Origin of the sequence: Mycobacterium cookii (genome assembly GCF_010727945.1) — a bacterium.
GTDB classification, from domain to species: Bacteria; Actinomycetota; Actinomycetes; order Mycobacteriales; family Mycobacteriaceae; genus Mycobacterium; species Mycobacterium cookii.
Map to the genome: position 1 here is coordinate 2,762,418 of NZ_AP022569.1, position 19,197 is coordinate 2,781,614.

Consider the following 19,197-nt stretch of genomic DNA (forward strand, 5'->3'; position numbering starts at 1 on the left):
TGATCAGGACTCGTTTGCCTGCGACCCGTCCGATCGACGGTCTAGGTCCAGTCACCACATCAGTCCGCTGATAATTTCTGCCGCAGGGATGTCTTCGACGGCGATCAGCCCTGCCGGCGCGCGGCAGACCCAGTCGATCGCATTGACTACCCGAGCTGCGGTGGAAAGACATCCCGCCTCGGTGACGTCAAGCCCCGGGTGTGACACGTGCGTGTTCAGCTCGACGCGAGGATCCCCGTCAACGACGACTCGGTGTACGCCCGGACGGCCGTCGGGCGGATAGGGCCAGCCCGGGGCCGAGTCGGCGGTGAGTCGCGTGATGTGTTCCATGGTGATCACCGGAACTTCGTCACGAACCCCTTCGACCGCGAACTTCACCGCGGCCATTTGACCCGGCTCCACCGTCGCCATCTTGCATTCGATCCGTTTGTCGGTGTACCACGGCTCGATGCGTTGCCTCACCTCGTCGAGTTGCACTCCCAGCTGCTCGGCGAGGTTGCGAACCGCGCCGCCCCACATCGTGGTCAGGACGCCCGGCAGGAACAGCATCGGCGTATCATCCTCGGCGCTGACACCGAAACCCATTTGTTTGCCAGTGAATTCGTAATCGTCGTAGTTGGCGTAGTCGAAGATTTCCTGCACGGTGATCGCCCGGGCGCGGGTGACCAGGCTCAGCGCGGAGTGCACCTCGGTGTCGCCGGAGTAGCCAGGGTCGATGCCGTTGACATACAGCGAAGCGTTGCCGGCCTCGCAGGCTTGTTGCAGCGGCACCCGTAGCCAGTCGTCGGCCTGGCGAGGCGTGACCAGCCACACCATCGATGTCGCCACGATATTGATGCCCGCAGAAAGGAACTTCGACATCTGCTCGATGACTTCCATCGGCCGCGTCTCACCCTGTGCGGTGTAGACGACACAGTCCGGCTTCAGCGCAATGAGCGCGTCGATGTCATCGGTCGCAATGATGCCGGTCGGCTCGCTCAGCCCGCACAGATCGGCGGCGTCACGACCGATCTTGTCCGGGCTGGCGGCGTGCACGCCGACCAATTCTAGATCCGGGCGCCCGATGATCGCCGGTAGCGAATGGACCCCGACATTACCGGTCGAAAATTGAACTACCCTGCGCATCCCGCGTCCGTCCTTGATCAGTAGTCGGGAATCGGCAACGGCGAGTTGTTCGAGTCGATGCCGCCGTCCACATGAAAGATCGCGTTGGTTGCGTAACAATCCCGGGTGGACAGATAAACGCACAGCCGCCCGAGGTCGGCGACGTCGCCCAGGCGATGCAGCGGTGTCGTCTCCTCCATCTTTTCTCGCGATCCAGGCATCAGGTCGAGGCTTCCCTGCAAGCCATCGGTGGCGAACGAGCCCAGGGCTATCGCGTTGACGCGGATCTTCGGCGCCAGTTCCTGCGCCATTGCACGGGTAAGGGCCTCGAGTCCGCCCTTGGCGACGCAGTACGCCGTCAGCGCGCGGATACCGAAACGGGCTGAGCCAGAGGAAATGTTGACGATGTTGCCGTGGCCTGCCTCGATCATGTGCGGCGCCACGAGCTGGCTCATGATGAACGCCGACGTCACACACCAGTCGAAGGTGTGCCGGAAGTCCTCGTCGGTGATGTCGAGAAATCGTGCATAAGTCGAGCCGCCGACATTGTTGATCAGAATATCAACGCGCCCAAAGTGTTCCATGGCCGCAGCGACGACCCGCTCACCGTCAGGGCGGCTCATGGCATCGGCGGTCATCGCCAGTCCGCTGCCACCGGCATCTTCGATACCGGCAATCGTTGCGCGGATATCGGATTCAGTACGTGCGGTCCCGACCACTGTTGCGCCCGCCTCCGCCAGGACTCTCGCAATGCCCTGCCCGACGCCCTTCCCCGCGCCGGTGACGATCGCGACTTGTCCGTCCAGATTGAACTGCTCAAGCGCCATCCCGATCCTCTCGTCGGCATTACGTGGTCCTCATCTAACAAACAAAACTGACTTTAGTCAACGGAATGAAAGGGTGCCCGCGGCCGCGGCTGCAGCTATCCTGCAGATCGGGCGGGGTACGGGGATCAGAGGAAACGGACCATGGCAACGGTGGAAAAGCCTTCGGCGCGAGAGGCGAAGCGCCTGCAGACGCGCGAGCGCTTGCTGGGAGCTGCTATCGCCGAGTTCAAGCGTGCCGGCATGGCAGACGCCGACGTCGGTTCGATCGTTGCGGCTGCAGGAGTTGCGCACGGCACGTTCTTCTTTCACTTCCCGACCAAGGAACACGTGTTGCTGGAACTCGAACGGCGCGAAGAGGAGCGCATCGCCAAACAGCTCGATCGCTACCTTGACGCTGCCCCCGATCTGTCCTCCACCCTCAAGGAGGCGGTTCGTCTCGTCGTGGGCCTCGAGCGTCGGCTCGGCGCGAGCCTGTTCAAAGACTTTCTTGCTCTGCATTTCTCACAGACCCGCCCCACCGACGAGAGCAAAGAACATCCGGTCATCGTCCGGGTCGCACAGGAGATCGAGCGGGCCCAGCAATTGGGTCGCGTTGCACCGCAGGTTGTTCCGGTCAATAGTGCCGTGTTCTTCCTGCTGGGCCTCTATGCGTTGCTGACCACCACGCACGACTGGCCCACCCAGAGCGCGATGCTCGACGACTACGTCGCCAGCGCGCTGCGGAGTCTTGAAACGCGGTAGCTGATTGACGAGAGTCAGTCATTTCGGGAGGATCGGGCCAGCCGACCGGTAGGAGGGATCCTTGAGTTCGCCCACGATGACCACCACAGGCAGCCAGCTCGACGAACACTTCGAGCAGTCTCACCTCGCCCAGCGGCAAGCCGACAAGTGGCTCATCTCGGGAAGCATCCTCATCGGTACCGCGGCTCTCGGTATCTTCGGCCTCCCGCTGTTTCTCCGAGGGGTGTGGCTGCTGCGCAAGGCGCAACGCGACGGCCTGGCGGTCCGGCCGATGCTGGTGACGCTACTTGGTTACCTGGTCATCATCGACGCCGCCATCAACACGGTGGGGTGGGCGCTCGACCTGGTGGCCAATCACACCATCCTGGCCCGAATCCTGTTGAACGGCTGGGGTGCAATGTTCGATGCCGGCTACTTCTGGCACTACAACGAGCTGTGGGTCGGTGGCGCGGCGGGGCCGGGCGAGAAAGCCCTCGAAGTCGGCCTGATCCTCACGGTGTTCACCATGCGGATCGCGGCCGCGATCGGCTTCCTGCAGATGAAGCGGTGGGGCCACCAATGGATGGTCATCACCTGCTGGATGGGCGTGCTGATCTGGTGCGTCTACGTCTTCAACATGACGATGTTCGCCGACGTCCGCTATGCCGGTGTCATCTTCCCCGTCGTCGGCTGGTGGCTCTACGACATCTTCTACATCACGCCGTTTCTGGCCATCCCGTATCTGCACACGGTCAACCGCGAGATCTTCACCGACTGACTTGACCAGCTATTGACTTAAATCATTGACTCTAGTCAGTAATCACTGCTAGAAAGGCTAGACCATGACGCCACAGGTCAAGGCCACCGCACGCGAGATGCGTCGACGACAAACCCGGGAGCGCATACTCGGCGCGGCGATCGCCGAGTTCAAGCGCTCGGGGATGACGGGCGCCGACGTGAATGCGATCGTCGCAGCCGCGGGAGTCGCCCACGGGACGTTCTTCTTCCACTTCCCCAGCAAGGAACATGTACTGCTTGAGCTGGAACGTAGCGAAGAAGCAGGCATCGCCGCGGCATTCGCAGAATATCTCGAGGACCCACACGGACTTCCTGACGCGTTGACCGAAGTGGTCGGTCTTGTGACCGCCCTGGAGCGGCGACTCGGTCCGCTGCTGTTCAAAGAGCTTTTAGCGCTGCATTTCTCGCCGACACGTCCCACTAAAGACGACTGGAGCGATCATCCTGTGATCGTGCTTTTGGTCGACGAGATCGAACGGGCGCGAGGCGACGGGCATGTGCATCCGGAAGTGGACGCCTTCTACAGCGCGACGTTCTTTCTGCTGGGCATCTACGGCGTCCTCACCACGACCGACAGTGCCGACACGCGCGCCACGATGCTGGCGAATTTGATTGCCACAGCCGTGCGAGGTTTGGAGATCCGGTGACGTCAAGGAGCATGCCACAGCACATCGACAAGGAGGCCTGACATGGATTGGATCTGGGAGATACTGCGTTACGTCGCAGCGTGGGGAGGCACGGGCCTGGTCATCTGGTTCTGGTACTGGATGTTCTCGAACCTCGGCACATTCTGAGTGTCGATGATCGAACTCTCCGACGCACATGCAATGGCGGTCGAACGCAGTTGCGCAGTGACGGCTGTCGCCCTGAGCGGGCGCCGTCGCGAGGGCGTGCGTCTGGTGACCGGTGAGCGTCGTGAGTTCGGCTTGAGCACCACACTGGATTTTGTACACGTTCCGTATCCCCTGATCGCACGGCACTGGACACGCAGGACACTGACATGCGGTGTGGCATTTCAATGTTCGCCATCCAAGGAGAAGATCACCGAATATCGGCTCGGCGAGCTGTCGGCCCGCGAACTGCGCGCAGTCACACTCGTCGAGGCCGGTGTGGCCCTGGGGTGGATCGCATCGAACTGGCCCGGATTGCTCGAGGAAGCACGCCGGATGCTGCCGGAGCTGACCGCGTTGCCAGCCGACACCGATGCCGTCGAGATCATCAACCGGGCGATCTCGATGTCACGCACCTCGGCTGCGCTGAAAGTTGACCCGCTCCTGGGTAAATTGCCCCTGGCCTACACGGCGCCGCAGGGCTTGACCGAGAAGCTGCGTCGCAGCCTCGGCCGAATGCCCTGGACGACAACGCAAAAGCGCCTGCCGCGGCCCTACTCGGTGCCGGTCGGCGGCGACGGCGGCGTGCGTAACCCCAACCTGCCACCACCCAGCCGGCCTCAGGACAACGACCTCGATGTCACTCCAGAGCACCGGCCGGGCATCCCCTACCCCGAGTGGAATTCCTGGACAAACAGCTTCATGCGCGACCATGTCGCCGTCGTCGAGCGCACGCATGCCACCGCGACGCGCGCGCCGGAGCCGGTGTCCGCAGAGCTGCGAAAGTGGTTCGAAGAACACACCCACCGGGCGATGACGAACCGCCTCGAGGACGGCTCAGACCTGGACGTCGAGCAGTACGTGCGCCACTACATTGACCTGGCGACCGGAGAGGCGATCGAACCGCGTATCTTCCGCGACTTGTTGCCCGCCAGCCGCGACGTCACCACCGCGCTATTGCTGGATGGCAGTTCATCTTTGGGTGTGCACGGCGGACGGATCTTCAAGCTGGAGTTGACCTGCGCCGATGCGCTGTCCAAAGCGATGACCCTGGCCCGGGAGCGCCACGGAATATTCGTATTCACCGGCAACACCCGACACCGCGTCGAAGTCAGTTGCCTCAAGGATTTCCAGGATCGGCGTTTCGTGCCGCCAGGCCGGCTCGGTCTGGTGACCGGCGGTTACACCAGACTCGGCGCGCCGTTGCGCCACTTGACCAGTCGGCTTCTTGCCCAGCCCTCCGAGCGGCGACTGCTCATCGTGATCGGCGACGGGCTGATCTCCGACGAGGGCTACGAGGGTCGCTATGCGTGGGCCGATGTCGCGCACGCGGTCGAGGAAGCCAACGACGCGGGCGTATCCATCTACTACCTGGGTGTCGGACCGACCCGCGTTGACCCACTGCCCGAGGTCTTCGGACCCCTTCGCTCCCAACGCATCCGGAGAGTCGAAGAACTTCCGCGGGTGTTGGCCCACGTTCACCGTGAGCTGGTAACCGCATGATCGCCAACACGCTGAGGACCAGATGATCACCAACACGTATTTCGCGAACGGCAACGAAGTCCAGTTGTTCGAGCAGGCCTACCAGCAGCGGCTGCCGGTGATGCTCACCGGCCCGACCGGCTGCGGCAAGACCCGGCTTGTCGAGCACATGGGCCTGCTGCTGAACCGACCCGTCGTCACCATCAGCTGCCACGACGACCTGACCAGCTCCGACCTCGTCGGCCGGTTCATGGTGACCGGCGGCGACGTGGTGTGGACCGACGGCCCGCTCACCAGGGCCGTCAAGGCCGGCGCCATCTGCTATCTCGACGAAGTCGTCGAAGCACGCCACGACTCGCTGGCGATCCTGCATTCGTTGACCGACCACCGCCGCGCTCTCTACCTCGACCGGGCAGGCGAAGTCGTCACAGCGCCGGACACTTTCATGCTGGCCTGTTCCTACAACCCGGCCTACCGCAGCTCACTGAAGGAGCTCAAGCCGTCCTTCCGTCAGCGGTTCGTCACTCTTGCGATGAGATACCTGCCCGCGGTCCGAGAAGCCGAGGTCGTCGTTGCCGAAGCGGGCATCAATCCGTCGACCGCGACAAGACTGGTCGCCTGCGCCACCGCCATCCGCACCGCCGACCACGCCTTTCACTTCGAACCGCCGTCGACCCGTGTGCTGGTCACCGCCGCGCAGCTGATCGCCTCCGGCGCAAGCGAATTAGAGGCTGCCGAGGCCTGCATCCTCGCGCCACTGTCGACCGACGGCGCCATCAACGACGGCTTACGCGAGGTCGCGGTCGCCAGCCTCGCCACCGCCGACGCCTGACGCACCCCTTAACAGAGAAACTGGGAAAGGAGCCAACCACCGTGGATCAGAAGGAACGACAGCGCAAGAAGGCGCTCATCATCCTGCAGATCGTCATCTACGGCTACCTGTTGCTGATGTTCGGCATCCAGCTCTACATGTCCTTCGCGCGCGGCTGGTGGGAGTTGTGAATCTTCCGCTACTGAACCGGTCCTCTGACAACCCGGTCAGCCTCGAGGACCATCACGACGAATCTCGTCTAGCACAGCGCCGGGCCGACAAATGGATGATCGTCGGCGCCGCTCTGATGGGGATGTGGGCGCCGGGCCTGATCGGCTTCCCCATCTTCATGCGCGGAGTCTGGCTGCAGCGCCAGGCTTTACGAGCAGGCCTGTCGGTGCGGCCGATGATCGTGACCTTGATCGGTTATCTGGTGCTGATCGACGGAGCACTCAACAGCCTGGGGTGGGCGTTGGATCTGGTTGCCAATCACACGTTGATCAACCGGGTGCTGATGGTCGGCTGGGGCAACATGTTCGATGCCGGTTATTTCTGGCACTACAACGAACTGTGGGTTGGCGGCGCCGCAGGCCCCGGCGAGAAAGCGTATGTGGCGGGGCTGATCCTGACGGTGTTCGCAATGCGCTGTGCCGCGGCGATCGGCTTCTTGCAGATGAAGCGGTGGGGCCACCAATGGATGGTCATCACCTGCTGGATGGGCGTGGTGATCTGGTGCGCCTACGTGTTCAACATGACCATGTACGCCGACGTGCGCTACGCGGGCGTGGTATTCCCCGTCATCGGCTGGTGGCTCTACGACATCTTCTACATCACGCCGTTCCTGGCCATCCCGTACCTGCACACGGTCAACCGCGAAATCTTCACCGACTGAACACTTTAAGGAGCACAGTTGTGACTTCACCACTACCCGCACCGGCGTCCACCGAAGACACGGATCCCGGCGAGGACTTACCGCCTGGCACCACGCCGTACTACGCCCGGATGCACAAGTACATCAAACGGGCCGTCATCGTCTGTCTGGTCGCCCTCGTGATCGAAGGTGCCTTCACGCTGCCCTTCATGGCGGTTTACTACGGCTATCCGACGCTGAGCCTGACTCAGATCTGCAGCGAACTGCTCAAGGTCCGCTACTCCGACGACACCTTGGAGTGCAAAGTTCCGTATCCCATGTTCGGGCCACCCGAGGGCGCCGAGGGTAAGGACACCGCCCGCGACCAATGGGGCATCCAGCCGGTTCCGAAATATCACCGGCTGAAATTCCGCGAACTGGTGCGCATCCACGACGCGCGGGTAGCCCGGCAGCAGCAAGGTGCTCAGCATCCGTGACCGCCGTAATCGACGGTAGGCCGAAAAGTGCTGAGCGGCAGACCTATCGGGTAGTTCAATGGACGACCGGCAACATCGGCACGAAGTCGGTGCACGCGATCGTCGAGAACTCACTGCTCGAGCTTGTCGGATGCTACGCGTGGTCGCCGGACAAGGTCGGCCGCGACGTCGGGGAACTATGCGGGATCGCGCCACTCGGCGTGCGGGCCACCCACGACATCGACGCGCTGATCGGCCTCGAGCCTGATTGTGTGGTGTACAACCAGATGTTCGCCGACGTCGACGATCTGGTCCGCGTTCTCGAAGCGGGCATCAACGTTGTCACCACGTCCGAGTTCATCACCGGCCATCGACTCGGCGAAGGGCGCGGACGCATCCTGCAGGCCTGCGAACGCGGTGGCTCTACGATCTTCGGCAGTGGCCTGAACCCCGGCTTCATCGAACTCTTCGCGATCGTTTCTGCCGGACTCTCGGACAGGATCGAGAGGGTGCGCATCGTGGAATCGTTTGATACCACGATCTACAACTCACCGGAGACCGAGAAGATCATGGGATTCGGATACCCGATCGACTACCCGGACCTGCCGGCGGTGACTGAGGAAGGGTCGGGGATATTTCGCGAGGCCGTTCTCATCGTCGCCGATGCATTGGGGGTTGAGCTCGACGAGATTCGTTGCGAGGCACAGTATGCTCAGGCCACCGAAGACGTTCACCTTCCCGGGGACTGGGTGATCGCCAAGGGCTGTGTGGCCGGAATCGACGTGAGCTGGAAGGGCTTTGTCGGTGAGCGTGACGTCGTCGAGGTACGTGGCGTGTGGACCAAGGGACAATCGCTGGAGCCGACGTGGACGATGGGCTTCGGATACAACGTCACGGTCGAGGGTCGGCCGACGATCAAGACCACGCTGGCGTTCGAGCCGCCCGCAGATTTCGTAGCGGAGACGATCGAGGAATACATCCTGCTCGGTCTGACCATCACAGCCGTGCCGGCCATCACCGCGATACCGGCCGTCGTCGCAGCGCCACCCGGCATCGCGACCTACAACGATCTGCCCCTGCTACTTCCGCGCGGAGTCCTGCGAACATGACCGAACGGGAGACGCAGCTTCATCACGTGGTGTTCGCCGTCGCGCCGGAGCGCCAGGCGGCCGTCGCGAAGATGTTCACCGAACTCGGCTTCAGCTTCGACAGCACCGAGCTGACTGAACTCGGTTTGACGATTTATCTGGATTGGAGCGGCGGCATCGAACTGATCAGCGCGGTGCCCGGCGCCAAAGCCGACGTGGCGGCGTCGGTCAGCGACTTCGTGGAGCGCAACGGCGACGGCGTGTACACCGTGGTGCTCCGCGTCCCGGGGGCATCCGACGCCGAAGCCGTCGCCGAACGCTACGGGTCGAAAATTCGTTTCCGGCAGAGCATTTCCGGCGAGGGTTCGTATCTCGACGAAATCGACCTGTCAGTACTCGGCCTGCCGTTGACCCTACTGTCGACCAACATCCCGTGACGAGCCGATCAGCGAGGAGATGTCGTGACCATTGACGCCGTCAGGCCGAGCGTCTTCGACGCTGAACTACCGACTCTGAGTTATGACCTCACCGACACACCACAGCAGATCTATCCGCAGTTCCGAGCAGCGCAGCAGCAGGCGCCGATCGCTCTGGGACCCATTGGGCCCGAGATACTTTCGTACGAGCTGGCCCGAACCGTGCTCCGTGATCCACGATTCGTGATTCCTCCGGGAATACATCTCTCAGCCCACGGGATCACGTCGGGACCGCTGTGGGACAGAGTTACGCACAGCATCTTGAACATGGAGGGCGACGAGCATCGCCGGCTGCGCGGCCTGGTGTCCAAGGCGTTCACACCGCGGGCGACAGCGCGCATGGACGAGACGATCCAGGTCGTCGTCAACGAGCTCGTCGATCACGTCGCGGACTCGGGCCGTTGCGAGTTCGTCGCCGACATCGCGCGGCCCTACCCGATACCGATCATCTGCGCGCTGCTCGGTGCGCCTCGTGAGGATTGGCAACAATTCTCACGGTGGGCCGAGGACATCTTCAAAATCGTGAGCTTCGACTGCGATCTCGCCAAAGAGGAGCCTGTCGTCCTGAAAGCGTGGGCCGAGTTCGACGACTACATCGACGACATGGTCGCGCGCAGGCGTCAACGCCTGACCGAAGATCTGCTATCCGAGCTGATCGCCATCGAGGACGCGGGTGACCGCCTCAACGCCGGCGAATTGCGCATGTTGGCGTTCAGCATTCTGGTGGCCGGCACCGATACGACGCGCAGCCAACTCGCCGCATCCATGCAGGTGCTCTGCGATCACCCCGAGCAGTGGGCACTGCTGCGCGATCAACCCCAACTGGCAATGCGTGCCGTCGAGGAAACGATGCGACATTCACCATCGATGTGCAGCACCGTACGCAGCGTCAACAGCGACGTCGAGATCGGCGACTACACCTTCCCCGCAAGCACTTTCATCTTGGTGAACACCTACGCGGCCAATCGTGATTGCGCGGTCTACGACGATCCGACGCGCTTCGACATCACTCGAGACGAGCCACCCCCCATCTTGACCTTCGGCGGAGGAGTGCATTACTGCCTGGGCGCCAACCTGGCGCGGCGAGAACTCGCCGAAGCGCTCAAAATCCTCTCCCAGCGCCTGCCCAACCCACGGCGAATCGGAACGACGCCGTGGAAGCCGTTGCTCGGCATGAGTGGGCCGACCAGCCTGCCCATCGAATTCGGCTGATGCTAGCCACTCCGGGCCCGAAGGAGTTGCACGCCTGGACCTTTGAGCTCATCGACATAGGCCATGCGTCCGGCCATGCCCATCACGAGGGCCAGCGTTGACCCGGTGACCAGAGCGCCGCTGCCCGCGCGGAACAGTCCGTCGTCGGCCTCGACCCGGAGATCGGCGATGCGACTACGGCTGGGCACGGCGAAGTTTCGCTGAGCGAAGAACTCCGCCGCCGCCGTCAGTGCTCCGAGGCTCGGTGTTCGCTCCAGCCCCAGCGGCTGACGGATGTCCTGGGCATGGACAACCACCTCACCCAGGTAAGCGGGGAGATGCGGCGACGGTGCGACGGTGCTTGCGACGACCGCACGGAACCGGTCCAGCGTCTCGGCGGCAGTATCGCCGCGATGCTCTGCCAGCCGACGACGGTTGTGGACATCGGGACGAAAGCGCGCCCAGAACATACTGCGCAACCATCGCCATTGATTCAGGCTCGCCGCGGCCGTCAGGTGGGCGACGACCTCCTCGACGTTCCACGAACCACACAGCGTCTCGTGCCGCCACTGCTCAGCGTCAAGGCCTGCCAGGTCCCCGGCGAGCGCTGCCCGCTCGGTGTGCACCAGCGCCCACAGGTCGTCGTGCTCGGACTTCGCCATATCCCTGTACTCCATCACATCGAGTTAGACAGGCGTCGGACGCCAAACTCATCGGGCCGTCACGCCTTTACAGATCAGTTCCGTCTTGTAAAGATGCATCGGTGGCTTACACATCGCGGCGGGTGGTGCCGGTCCTCGGGCTGGCAGCCCACCTCGGCCGTGGAATGCAGCGCGTCGCAACCGATACCGTGATCGGCCGGATGCGGACGCTGCCACGAACGATCGCCGACCTCGACGCCCGGTCGCTCTCGCAGATCATCGGGCGACCGGTGACGTCGATATCGATGATCGGCGGCGACGCGGGCACGTCGTCCCGGGCAAGGCTCGCGCTGACCGGCGACGGCGTTCCCGAGTCGGTCTTCGTCAAGATGCCCGCCGAAACCGTTGCCACCCGGCTGATGGGCGAACTCGGTCGGCTCGCCCAGACCGAGGTGCTGTTCTATCGCGACCTGGCGCCGCAGCTCACCGGCTTACCCGTGGCATACGGGTCGGCATTCGACTCGCTGACCGGACGCTTCGTGCTCGTCCTGGAGGACTTGGCGGTCGATCCGTGCGTGTTTCCCGACACCCTGCATCCGCTCGACATAGACCAGGCGAGCCAGATCGTCGAGCTGTTGGCCCGGCTGCATGCGGCCTTCTGGGAACGACTGCCCGCCTGGACTTACTCCGCGTCCGGCGATCACACTTCGCTGTTGACCGCACCGCTGCTGAACACCTCGGCCCGTCGGCTGGCCGAGCGAACCGACATCGGGGTCGAGGACGGTCGCTTCATCATCGAGAAATATCGAGCGGTCGCCGAACTCATTGACCGACAGCCGAATACGGTCATGCACGGCGATGCGCATCCCGGCAATGTCTACTTCCGCAACGATGAGGCCGGTTTGCTCGACTGGCAGGCCGTTCGCCGCGGACATCCGGGCCGCGAGTTGGCTTACACGCTCATCACCGGCATGACGCCCGCCGACCGGCAGGCCGCCGAGCGTGACCTCCTCACCGACTACCGGCGTGCTCTGGTCGCCGCCGGTGGCCCCGAACTCGATGCCGACGAACTGTGGCTGCACTACCGGCAAGGCGCGCTGTACGCCTACGTCGCACCCCTGATCACCGCCGGGATGGGCGGAATGCAGGTGGAAAGCATTGCACTGGAGGGTGTTCGACGTGGCGTCGCGGCGCTCGGCGATCTGGAGACGGTAGCCGCCCTGCAGCAGGGGTTGTCGCCGTAAGTTCAGTAACCATGCGGATGACAGTTCTCGGCAGCGGCGGATGGATCCCGACCAGCTCCCGGCAGACCAGCTGTTATCTGATCACCGCCGGCACCGAGGCGTTGATCCTCGACGCCGGAACCGGTTTGGGCGCCCTGCACATCGACCCGTCGCTGCTCGACGGCGTCGACACGGTGACCGTGGCGCTCAGCCACTTCCACCTCGATCACGTGACGGGCCTCGCTTTCGTCAGCGGGCGAGCCCTGGGAGGACGGGAACTCACCATCGCCGGCCCCGGCTCGCTGTCCTACGGCCGGCCCACCCGAACCATCGTCGAGGCCCAGTTGCTGGCCGCCCCGCTGCAGACGACGTCGCCGCTGGCGTCGGCACGCTGGGCGGAGCTGGGCTGGGACACCGTGAGCTTCGCCGGCCACGAGGTGCAGATATGGGAACAGACCCGGCACCCCCTGCCGTCGGCCGGGTTCCGCATCGGCGGCAGCGTCGCTTATTGCACCGACACCGAATTCGACCCGCAGACCATCCGGCAGGTCGCGGGGGTATCGACGCTGCTGCACGAGGCCTGGGAACCCGTCAACGCCGAGCGCGGACACACCTCCGGCGACGAGGCCGGCGTCATCGCCGCTGAGTCCGGTGTGTCACGGCTGGTACTCACCCACAGTCACCCCCTGCCGGACGTGGCCGAGCACACGCAAACGGCCGCTCAGGCACGGTTCGCGGCTGTTACTACTGCGACCGATGGGGCAGTTTTAGACCTGTAGCGGCACGATTTGGCCACAAATTGACGGCCCCGCCAGTCCGCAAAGTCAGCGGCGCCGAGCGTATCGTCGCAGGTGGGGGCACTTTTGACAGCGAGCACCCTGCGTGAGCGGTTAGATGGGCCACAGCGCGTTCTTCAGCAAGCTGCCGCATACTAGGCCACAAGTAGTCTTTGAGCGCGCATCGCATCCCGGGTCAGGCGCACACCCCGAATACCACCAAGATTGTCATGGGAGACCAGCAGCTTTCCAGCTCTTCACACCGCCACCGTGCGACACCGGTCAGGGCCCGGCGCCGCAGGTTGGCGCATGCCTGCTGGACGCTGGTAGCCGTCGGGGCGATGGCCGCGACCGGGTCGGGATATTGGATGGCCCACGGCGTGCTCAAAGGGATCACCGTCTCGCAGGCTCTGAGTGCCGAAGACCCGAAGTCCACCGGCGACGGACAGAACATTCTGCTCATCGGCCTCGACTCGCGGAAAGACCAGAACGGCGATGATTTGCCGTGGTCGGTGCTCAAGCATCTGCACGCCGGCGATTCCGACGACGGTGGCTACAACACCAACACGCTGATCCTCGCGCACATCAGCGCCGACGACAAAGTGACCGCATTCTCCATCCCGCGTGACGACTGGGTGTCATTCAACGGCGTGCCCGGCTACAACCACATCAAGATCAAAGAGGCCTACGGTCTCACCAAGCAGTACGTCGAGCAGAAGATGATCAACAAGGGCGTCAGCGACCAAAAGGAACTCGAGACCAAGGGCCGCGAAGCCGCCCGGGCCGCCACCTTGAAGGCGGTGCGCAAGCTGACCGGGGTGCCGATCGACTACTTCGCCGAAGTCAATCTGGCCGGCTTCTACGATCTCGCCCAAAGTCTGGGCGGTGTCGACGTGTGCTTGAAGCACGCCGTGTACGACTCGTACTCCGGCGCCGACTTCCCGGCGGGACGCCAGACGCTGGACGCCGAGCAGGCGCTGGCCTTCGTCCGGCAGCGCCACGGCCTCGAGAACGGCGACCTCGACCGCACTCACCGTCAGCAGGCGTTCCTGTCGGCGGTCATGCATCAACTCCAGGATTCGGGCACCTTCACCGACATCGGCAAACTCAAAGGCCTGATGGCGGTGGCACGCAAAGACGTCGTCTTGTCGTCAGGCTGGGACGAGGACCAGTTCCGCCGGATGGGCGCCCTGGCCGGCGGGTCCATCGAATACCGGACCCTGCCCGTCGTGCGTTACGACAACATCAACGGTCAGGACGTCAACATCATCGATCCCGCCGCGATCAAGGCCGAAGTGGCCGCGGCCTTCGGAAGCTCGTCGTCCACGCCGTCGACGATTGCGGAATCGCCCAGCCCGTCAACGGTTGTCGACGTGATCAACGCCAGCAGCACCAGCGGGCTCGCAACCAAAGTGGCGCGCACGTTGAAGCATGACGGCTACACCACCGGCTCGGTCCGCGACCGGGTCAAAGGCGAACCCAGCACGACGACGATCGAGTACGCCCCCGGCGCCGAGTCCGATGCCAAGGAAGTGGCAAGCATGCTCGGCATCGACCCGCCTGACCACCCCAACCGCACGCTGCAATACGGCCACGTCGAGGTCATCGTCGACGACAACTTCTCGGCGCCCTCGCAGGACGAATCCACCACGCCGTCAACGGTTTCCGGCTTCTCAGGTAGCTGGGGCAACTGGGACTACAAGTCGGGCAAGCAGACGGACACCACCGAGGCGACCCCCGATCAGGGAGTGCCGATCGACGGTGGCGGCGTGCCCTGCGTCAACTGATCCTTCCGGAGCAGGAACGCCGACACCGCGCTTTCGAAAGCTTCTTTCGCCTCGATCATCGTCCAGTGGCCGCAGTTGGGGAACACGTGCAACTCGGCATTCGGGATGGTGCGCATCGGGATCAACGCCATATCCAGCGGGCTGACCCGGTCGTCGAGGCCCCAGGTGATCAGCGTCGGCGCCTTCACCCGGTGCATCGCCGCCCATGGCTGCGGCCCCTTGGACGACTCGAGAGCCTTCATCATCTGAGCGAACGCTTCCCTGCTGTACATCCGCCGCGCGCCGGCCAGCGTCTGCGGATCGGTGGCGTGACTCCAGCGCTCCTCGATGAGCTCGTCGGTTACCGTCGCGGGGTCGTACACCATCGAATGCAACCAGCGCACCAGGCGATCCCGGGTCGGTTCCTCGGTGAACTCCTGCAGTAGCCGAATCCCTTCGGAGGGAGCGGGAGTCAGGATGTTCCGGCCGATCCCGCCGATGGTCACGATGCGGCGCACCCGTTCGGGGTAGGCGATGGCAAAGTTGAGCGCAACGCCGCCGCCCATCGAATTGCCGATGATGTCGACGGTGTCCAACTCCAGCGCATCCACGAAGCGCACCACTGCGTCCAGGGCGGTGATCATCGGGTGACCGCCGAAGTCGTCGCTCACGCCGAAACCCGGGAATTCCAGAATCAGGCAGCGGAAGTGTTCGGCGAACGCGCCCAGCACGCCGCGGAAGTTGCGCCATCCCGTCACGCCGGGGCCGGAGCCGTGCAGCAGCAGCAACGGCGGCCCCGAGTCGATCAACCCCGCTTCGTGGTAGCGCAGAACGCCTGCATCGGTGGTGATTTCGCGCAAGGTCTCGTCATAACTCAGGTGCGTCACGCATGGGTCCCGCCGTCGATGCGGATCTCGGTGCCGGTGATGAACGCGCCGTCCTCGGACACCAGCATCGCGATCACACCGGCGACCGCCGACGGGGATGCCATGCCGGTGCCGCTGGATTCCTCGGTGGTCGGCATGATCGGCATCAGCCTGCCGAACAGCGACCAGTCGGAGTCCTGCGGGAGGTATCCGGCTGTGGCATCGGTGATTCCGGATTTGATGCTGCCGGGTGCAACGCACACCGCGCGCACTCCCTTGCTCGCGTACTCCAGCGCCACCGCGTGCGTGAAGGACTGCACGCCGCCCTTGCTCGCCGCGTAGGCCGCCATGTAGGGGTGCGCGAAGGACGCCGATGTCGAACTGAAGTTTACGATCGCGCTGCGGGTGTTCTTCAGCAGGCTCGGCAGCGCTTCCCGGACCACCAAAAAAGTTCCAGTCAAGTTGATTCCGATGATCTGATTCCACTGATCCAGACTCATCTGGTCGGTGTGAGTGGCGCGCAAGATCCCGGCCGCGTTCACCAACGAGTCCAACCCGCCGAGCGTCTCCACCGCCGAGCGCACCCCGTCGGCGACCGACTGCTCGTCGCCGACGTTCATCTCGAGCGTTGTCAGGCGCTCCGCACAGCCGGCTTCCTGCGCCTTGGCGCGGGTCTTCTCCAAGCCGTCGGCGGCGATGTCGGCGGCGACGACGGCGGCGCCCTCGTCGAGCAGTCGCAGCGCGGTTGCTTGTCCGATCCCCGAGGCGGCACCGGTCACCAGGATCCGGTTGCGGTCGAGTCGCTTCATCTGTACTCCTGTCGGATTTTATTGGCCCATAACGTATTTCATGGTCGGTCCGGCGGTCCAGCCGCCGTCCACCGCAATCTCGGCCCCGGTGACGTATGCGGCGTCATCGGACAGCAGGTAGCCGGCGGCGCCGACGATGTCCTCGGGTTCGGCGATGCGTCCCATCGGGGTGTTGGGGTAGTTACCCTCACCGGGTTGAATGCCGATGTTGACGGTCATCGGCGTGTACACCATGCCCGGGTGCACCGAGTTGACCCGAATGCGGTCGGGTGCCAACTCCACCGCCGCGATCTTGGACAGTCCGCGCACGCCCCACTTCGAGGCGCCGTAGCCGGCGGTGAACGCCAAGCCGAACATGCCCGCCGCGGAAGAGATGTTGACCACCGATCCGCCACCGGCCGCGCGCATCGGCTTGATGACCGCTTGCAAGCCGTTGAACACCCCGGTCAGGTTGATGTCCAGCACTTTTCGGAAGTGCTCCAGTGGCTCGTGCTCGAGAAGCTGACCGGTCGACACGCCGGCGTTGTTCACCAACCCGGTGAGCGAGCCGAACTCGTCGAGGGTGTAGCGCACCGCGGCCGACCACTGCTCCGGGTCGGTGACGTCGAGATGGGTGCAGCGCGCCTGCGCACCGAGTTCGCCGGCCAGCTTCGCGCCCTGGTCATCCAGCAGGTCGGCCAGCACGACGCTGCCCCCGCGGTCGACGATGAGCCGCGCGAACGCCGCGCCGAGACCGCCGGCGCCACCGGAGATCACGACGACCTTCCCGGTGAGCTGTGCTGAATTACTCTGCATCACAACCAGTTTCCGCCGTCTGCCGGCCGCTGGCGGCTGGGCCCTTCAGCAGGACGAATCCTTTGTATCCGGCAGTCGCGACGTCGGCACAGATGTCGTTGTACGCGGCGAAGCCGCCGATGAAGAGCATGAAAACGCGAGGCTTACCGGGGACGTTCGCACCCATGTACCAAGATTCGGCTTTGGTGAACAACGACTCGTCGGCCCGGCGGGCCAATTCGGCGCCCCAGCGGTCGACAGCGTCGTGCGTCGGTTCCATTGCGGCGTAACCGTTATCGTCGAGATAGGCGATCGCGTCAGCGATCCAATTCACGTGTGCTTCGGCGTGCAGCACCATGTTCGCCAGCACCGCAGGCGCTCCCGGTCCCGAAATCACGAACAGGTTGGGGAACCCGTCGATACCCAGGCCGAGGTAGGTCCGTGGCCCGTGCGCCCAATCGTCGCGCAGCGTCTTACCGTCGCGGCCGATGATGTCGATCTGCGTCAACGCTCCAGTCATCGCATCGAAACCCGTCGCCAAAACGATGGCATCGAGGTCGTAGTGCGCTTCGGTGGTGTTGATTCCCGTGGCGTCGACAGATTCGATCGGGGTGGCGCGAACGCTCACCAGGCTGACATTGGGCCTGTTGAAAGTCTGAAAGTAGTTGCTGTCTGTGCAAATTCGTTTGGTTCCGATTGGATGGTCGGTAGGGATCAGCAGATCGGCGAGAGCCGGATCCTCGATGACCGCGCGTACCTTCTCCTCGTAGAACTTGCGGGCCTCCTCGTTGGCGGCCAAGTCGGTCATTTGATCGGGGAATGTCTTGGAATACAGCACACCGCCGAGTTGCCAACGCTTCTCGAACGCCGCTCGACGTTCCTGCGGGTCGAACTCGAGCGTCGGCCGGGGCGCGGTGATATGGGGCGACCCGCCGCCGCTGCGCCAAGACAACCGACGACGTTCGGCGTAATTAGCCTTGATCTCGTCGAGCTCGGCGGTGGACAACGGCGTGTTTCCGGCCGGGACGCTGAAATTAGCGGTGCGTTGGAAGACGTAGAGGTGCGCGGCCTGCTCGGCGATGATCGGAATCGATTGAATGCCAGACGATCCGGTGCCGATGACGGCCACCTGCTTGCCGGTGAAGTCGACGGGATCATGCGGCCAGTGCGCCGTGTGGTAGATCTCGCCGGTGAACTCCGCGAAGCCGGGGAAGTCCGGGGTCAGGGCGGCCGACAGGGCGCCGGTCGCCATCACACAGAACCGCGCCGTCAGCACCTCGCCGGCACCGGTGGTGACGGTCCAGCGCAGCCGCGACTCGTCGAGGACAGCGGAGACCACGCGAGTGTTGAACACGATGTCGCGACGGAGGTCGAGTTTGTCGGCAACCCATTTCAGGTAACGCAAGATCTCGGCCTGGGTGGCGTACTTCTCCGTCCAGTTCCACTCCTGCTGGAGTTCATCGGAGAACGAATAGCAATAGTCGACGCTCTCGACGTCGCAGCGCGCGCCGGGATACCGGTTGTAGTACCAGGTGCCGCCCACTTCAGGCGCGGCCTCGAGCACTCGAACCGAGAGCCCCTGGGCGCGAAGTTTGTGCAACGCGTACAGGCCGGCGAATCCGGCGCCCACCACCAACGCGTCCAAGGGTTCGTCAAGCGTCACAAGCAATCACTGTAGATAAGCCTGCC

General features: G+C 63.8%; 21 protein-coding genes. 14 read left to right on the top strand and 7 right to left on the bottom strand.

The features are described from left to right. Positions 1-51: 51 nt before the first annotated feature. The gene (locus tag G6N27_RS13050) at positions 52-1,125 is read right to left on the bottom strand and encodes an NAD(P)H-dependent amine dehydrogenase family protein (RefSeq protein ID WP_163776703.1); all 1,074 of its coding nucleotides are present in this window, start codon (positions 1,123-1,125) and stop codon (positions 52-54) included. Between the two features lie 17 nt (positions 1,126-1,142). Continuing rightward, entirely contained in the window at positions 1,143-1,931 is a 789-nt protein-coding gene (locus G6N27_RS13055) for an SDR family NAD(P)-dependent oxidoreductase (protein WP_163776704.1), read from the bottom strand. A gap of 141 nt (positions 1,932-2,072) precedes the next feature. On the opposite strand from G6N27_RS13055, the gene G6N27_RS13060 reads away from it, so the two are divergent. From G6N27_RS13060 to G6N27_RS13105, 11 genes are all read left to right on the top strand, one after another. Then, a complete protein-coding gene (locus tag G6N27_RS13060) occupies positions 2,073-2,672 on the top strand; it encodes a TetR/AcrR family transcriptional regulator (RefSeq protein ID WP_163776705.1) in 600 nt (199 codons plus the stop codon). A 76-nt stretch (positions 2,673-2,748) separates the two neighbouring features. After that, entirely contained in the window at positions 2,749-3,429 is a 681-nt protein-coding gene (locus G6N27_RS13065; RefSeq protein WP_163781754.1) for a hypothetical protein, read from the top strand. 64 nt (positions 3,430-3,493) lie between these two features. Further along, the gene (locus G6N27_RS13070) at positions 3,494-4,096 is read left to right on the top strand and encodes a TetR/AcrR family transcriptional regulator (RefSeq protein WP_163776706.1); all 603 of its coding nucleotides are present in this window, start codon (positions 3,494-3,496) and stop codon (positions 4,094-4,096) included. 153 nt (positions 4,097-4,249) lie between these two features. After that, positions 4,250-5,782: a nitric oxide reductase activation protein NorD gene (locus tag G6N27_RS13075; protein ID WP_163776707.1), complete on the top strand. Its 1,533-nt coding sequence runs from the start codon at positions 4,250-4,252 to the stop codon at positions 5,780-5,782. A gap of 22 nt (positions 5,783-5,804) precedes the next feature. Beyond that, positions 5,805-6,593 carry a CbbQ/NirQ/NorQ/GpvN family protein gene (locus G6N27_RS13080; protein WP_163776708.1) on the top strand — a complete coding sequence of 263 codons (789 nt, stop codon included), beginning with the start codon at positions 5,805-5,807 and terminating at the stop codon, positions 6,591-6,593. A 41-nt stretch (positions 6,594-6,634) separates the two neighbouring features. After that, positions 6,635-6,763: a hypothetical protein gene (locus G6N27_RS25515; protein WP_264072759.1), complete on the top strand. Its 129-nt coding sequence runs from the start codon at positions 6,635-6,637 to the stop codon at positions 6,761-6,763. After that, positions 6,760-7,464, top strand: coding sequence for a hypothetical protein (locus tag G6N27_RS13085; protein WP_372512991.1), 705 nt, complete (start codon positions 6,760-6,762; stop codon positions 7,462-7,464). Before G6N27_RS25515 ends, G6N27_RS13085 begins: the two co-directional genes overlap by 4 nt. A gap of 20 nt (positions 7,465-7,484) precedes the next feature. Then, a complete protein-coding gene (locus G6N27_RS13090; RefSeq protein ID WP_163776709.1) occupies positions 7,485-7,919 on the top strand; it encodes a hypothetical protein in 435 nt (144 codons plus the stop codon). Then, a complete protein-coding gene (locus tag G6N27_RS13095; RefSeq protein WP_232064570.1) occupies positions 7,916-9,007 on the top strand; it encodes an NAD(P)H-dependent amine dehydrogenase family protein in 1,092 nt (363 codons plus the stop codon). The genes G6N27_RS13090 and G6N27_RS13095 overlap by 4 nt, the downstream gene beginning before the upstream one ends. Continuing rightward, positions 9,004-9,423, top strand: coding sequence for a VOC family protein (locus tag G6N27_RS13100; RefSeq protein ID WP_163776710.1), 420 nt, complete (start codon positions 9,004-9,006; stop codon positions 9,421-9,423). Before G6N27_RS13095 ends, G6N27_RS13100 begins: the two co-directional genes overlap by 4 nt. Positions 9,424-9,447: 24 nt before the next feature. After that, positions 9,448-10,674 (top strand): cytochrome P450, encoded by a 1,227-nt coding sequence (locus G6N27_RS13105; RefSeq protein ID WP_163776711.1) that lies wholly within the window; start codon positions 9,448-9,450, stop codon positions 10,672-10,674. A gap of 2 nt (positions 10,675-10,676) precedes the next feature. Here G6N27_RS13105 and G6N27_RS13110 read toward each other — a convergent pair whose 3' ends face one another. Continuing rightward, positions 10,677-11,315, bottom strand: coding sequence for a maleylpyruvate isomerase family mycothiol-dependent enzyme (locus G6N27_RS13110; protein ID WP_163776712.1), 639 nt, complete (start codon positions 11,313-11,315; stop codon positions 10,677-10,679). 101 nt (positions 11,316-11,416) lie between these two features. Here G6N27_RS13110 and G6N27_RS13115 point away from each other — a divergent pair, with 101 nt between their 5' ends. The 3 genes from G6N27_RS13115 to G6N27_RS13125 all read left to right on the top strand — a co-directional run bounded on the left by G6N27_RS13115 (position 11,417) and on the right by G6N27_RS13125 (position 15,080). Next, on the top strand, positions 11,417-12,538 hold the full coding sequence (locus G6N27_RS13115; RefSeq protein WP_232064572.1) for an ecdysteroid 22-kinase family protein: 1,122 nt from the start codon (positions 11,417-11,419) through the stop codon (positions 12,536-12,538). An 11-nt stretch (positions 12,539-12,549) separates the two neighbouring features. Continuing rightward, positions 12,550-13,296 carry an MBL fold metallo-hydrolase gene (locus tag G6N27_RS13120; protein WP_163776713.1) on the top strand — a complete coding sequence of 249 codons (747 nt, stop codon included), beginning with the start codon at positions 12,550-12,552 and terminating at the stop codon, positions 13,294-13,296. 227 nt (positions 13,297-13,523) lie between these two features. After that, on the top strand, positions 13,524-15,080 hold the full coding sequence (locus G6N27_RS13125) for an LCP family protein (RefSeq protein ID WP_163781762.1): 1,557 nt from the start codon (positions 13,524-13,526) through the stop codon (positions 15,078-15,080). On the opposite strand, the gene G6N27_RS13130 is transcribed toward G6N27_RS13125, so the two are convergent. Genes G6N27_RS13130 through G6N27_RS13145 form a run of 4 tightly spaced genes read right to left on the bottom strand, consistent with a single transcriptional unit; the run spans position 15,035 to position 19,171 of the window. After that, positions 15,035-15,946, bottom strand: coding sequence for an alpha/beta fold hydrolase (locus G6N27_RS13130; protein WP_163776714.1), 912 nt, complete (start codon positions 15,944-15,946; stop codon positions 15,035-15,037). The two genes, G6N27_RS13125 and G6N27_RS13130, sit on opposite strands and share 46 nt — an antisense overlap. Continuing rightward, positions 15,943-16,734 carry an SDR family NAD(P)-dependent oxidoreductase gene (locus G6N27_RS13135; RefSeq protein WP_163776715.1) on the bottom strand — a complete coding sequence of 264 codons (792 nt, stop codon included), beginning with the start codon at positions 16,732-16,734 and terminating at the stop codon, positions 15,943-15,945. The genes G6N27_RS13130 and G6N27_RS13135 overlap by 4 nt, the downstream gene beginning before the upstream one ends. An 18-nt stretch (positions 16,735-16,752) precedes the next feature. Beyond that, the gene (locus G6N27_RS13140) at positions 16,753-17,529 is read right to left on the bottom strand and encodes a glucose 1-dehydrogenase (RefSeq protein ID WP_163776716.1); all 777 of its coding nucleotides are present in this window, start codon (positions 17,527-17,529) and stop codon (positions 16,753-16,755) included. Further along, positions 17,519-19,171, bottom strand: a complete 1,653-nt coding sequence (locus tag G6N27_RS13145) for a flavin-containing monooxygenase (protein WP_372512990.1) — start codon at positions 19,169-19,171, stop codon at positions 17,519-17,521. Before G6N27_RS13145 ends, G6N27_RS13140 begins: the two co-directional genes overlap by 11 nt. Positions 19,172-19,197: the final 26 nt, after the last annotated feature.

Coding starts and splice junctions, on each gene's coding strand:
- G6N27_RS13055 (WP_163776704.1), bottom strand. CDS start 1,931: ATGGCGCTTGAGCAGTTCAATCTGGACGGACAAGTCGCGATCGTCACC.
- G6N27_RS13100 (WP_163776710.1), top strand. CDS start 9,004: ATGACCGAACGGGAGACGCAGCTTCATCACGTGGTGTTCGCCGTCGCG.
- G6N27_RS13110 (WP_163776712.1), bottom strand. CDS start 11,315: ATGGCGAAGTCCGAGCACGACGACCTGTGGGCGCTGGTGCACACCGAG.
- G6N27_RS13135 (WP_163776715.1), bottom strand. CDS start 16,734: ATGAAGCGACTCGACCGCAACCGGATCCTGGTGACCGGTGCCGCCTCG.
- G6N27_RS13075 (WP_163776707.1), top strand. CDS start 4,250: ATGATCGAACTCTCCGACGCACATGCAATGGCGGTCGAACGCAGTTGC.
- G6N27_RS13120 (WP_163776713.1), top strand. CDS start 12,550: ATGCGGATGACAGTTCTCGGCAGCGGCGGATGGATCCCGACCAGCTCC.
- G6N27_RS13050 (WP_163776703.1), bottom strand. CDS start 1,125: ATGCGCAGGGTAGTTCAATTTTCGACCGGTAATGTCGGGGTCCATTCG.
- G6N27_RS13140 (WP_163776716.1), bottom strand. CDS start 17,529: ATGCAGAGTAATTCAGCACAGCTCACCGGGAAGGTCGTCGTGATCTCC.
- G6N27_RS13080 (WP_163776708.1), top strand. CDS start 5,805: ATGATCACCAACACGTATTTCGCGAACGGCAACGAAGTCCAGTTGTTC.
- G6N27_RS13065 (WP_163781754.1), top strand. CDS start 2,749: ATGACCACCACAGGCAGCCAGCTCGACGAACACTTCGAGCAGTCTCAC.
- G6N27_RS13060 (WP_163776705.1), top strand. CDS start 2,073: ATGGCAACGGTGGAAAAGCCTTCGGCGCGAGAGGCGAAGCGCCTGCAG.
- G6N27_RS13125 (WP_163781762.1), top strand. CDS start 13,524: ATGGGAGACCAGCAGCTTTCCAGCTCTTCACACCGCCACCGTGCGACA.
- G6N27_RS13070 (WP_163776706.1), top strand. CDS start 3,494: ATGACGCCACAGGTCAAGGCCACCGCACGCGAGATGCGTCGACGACAA.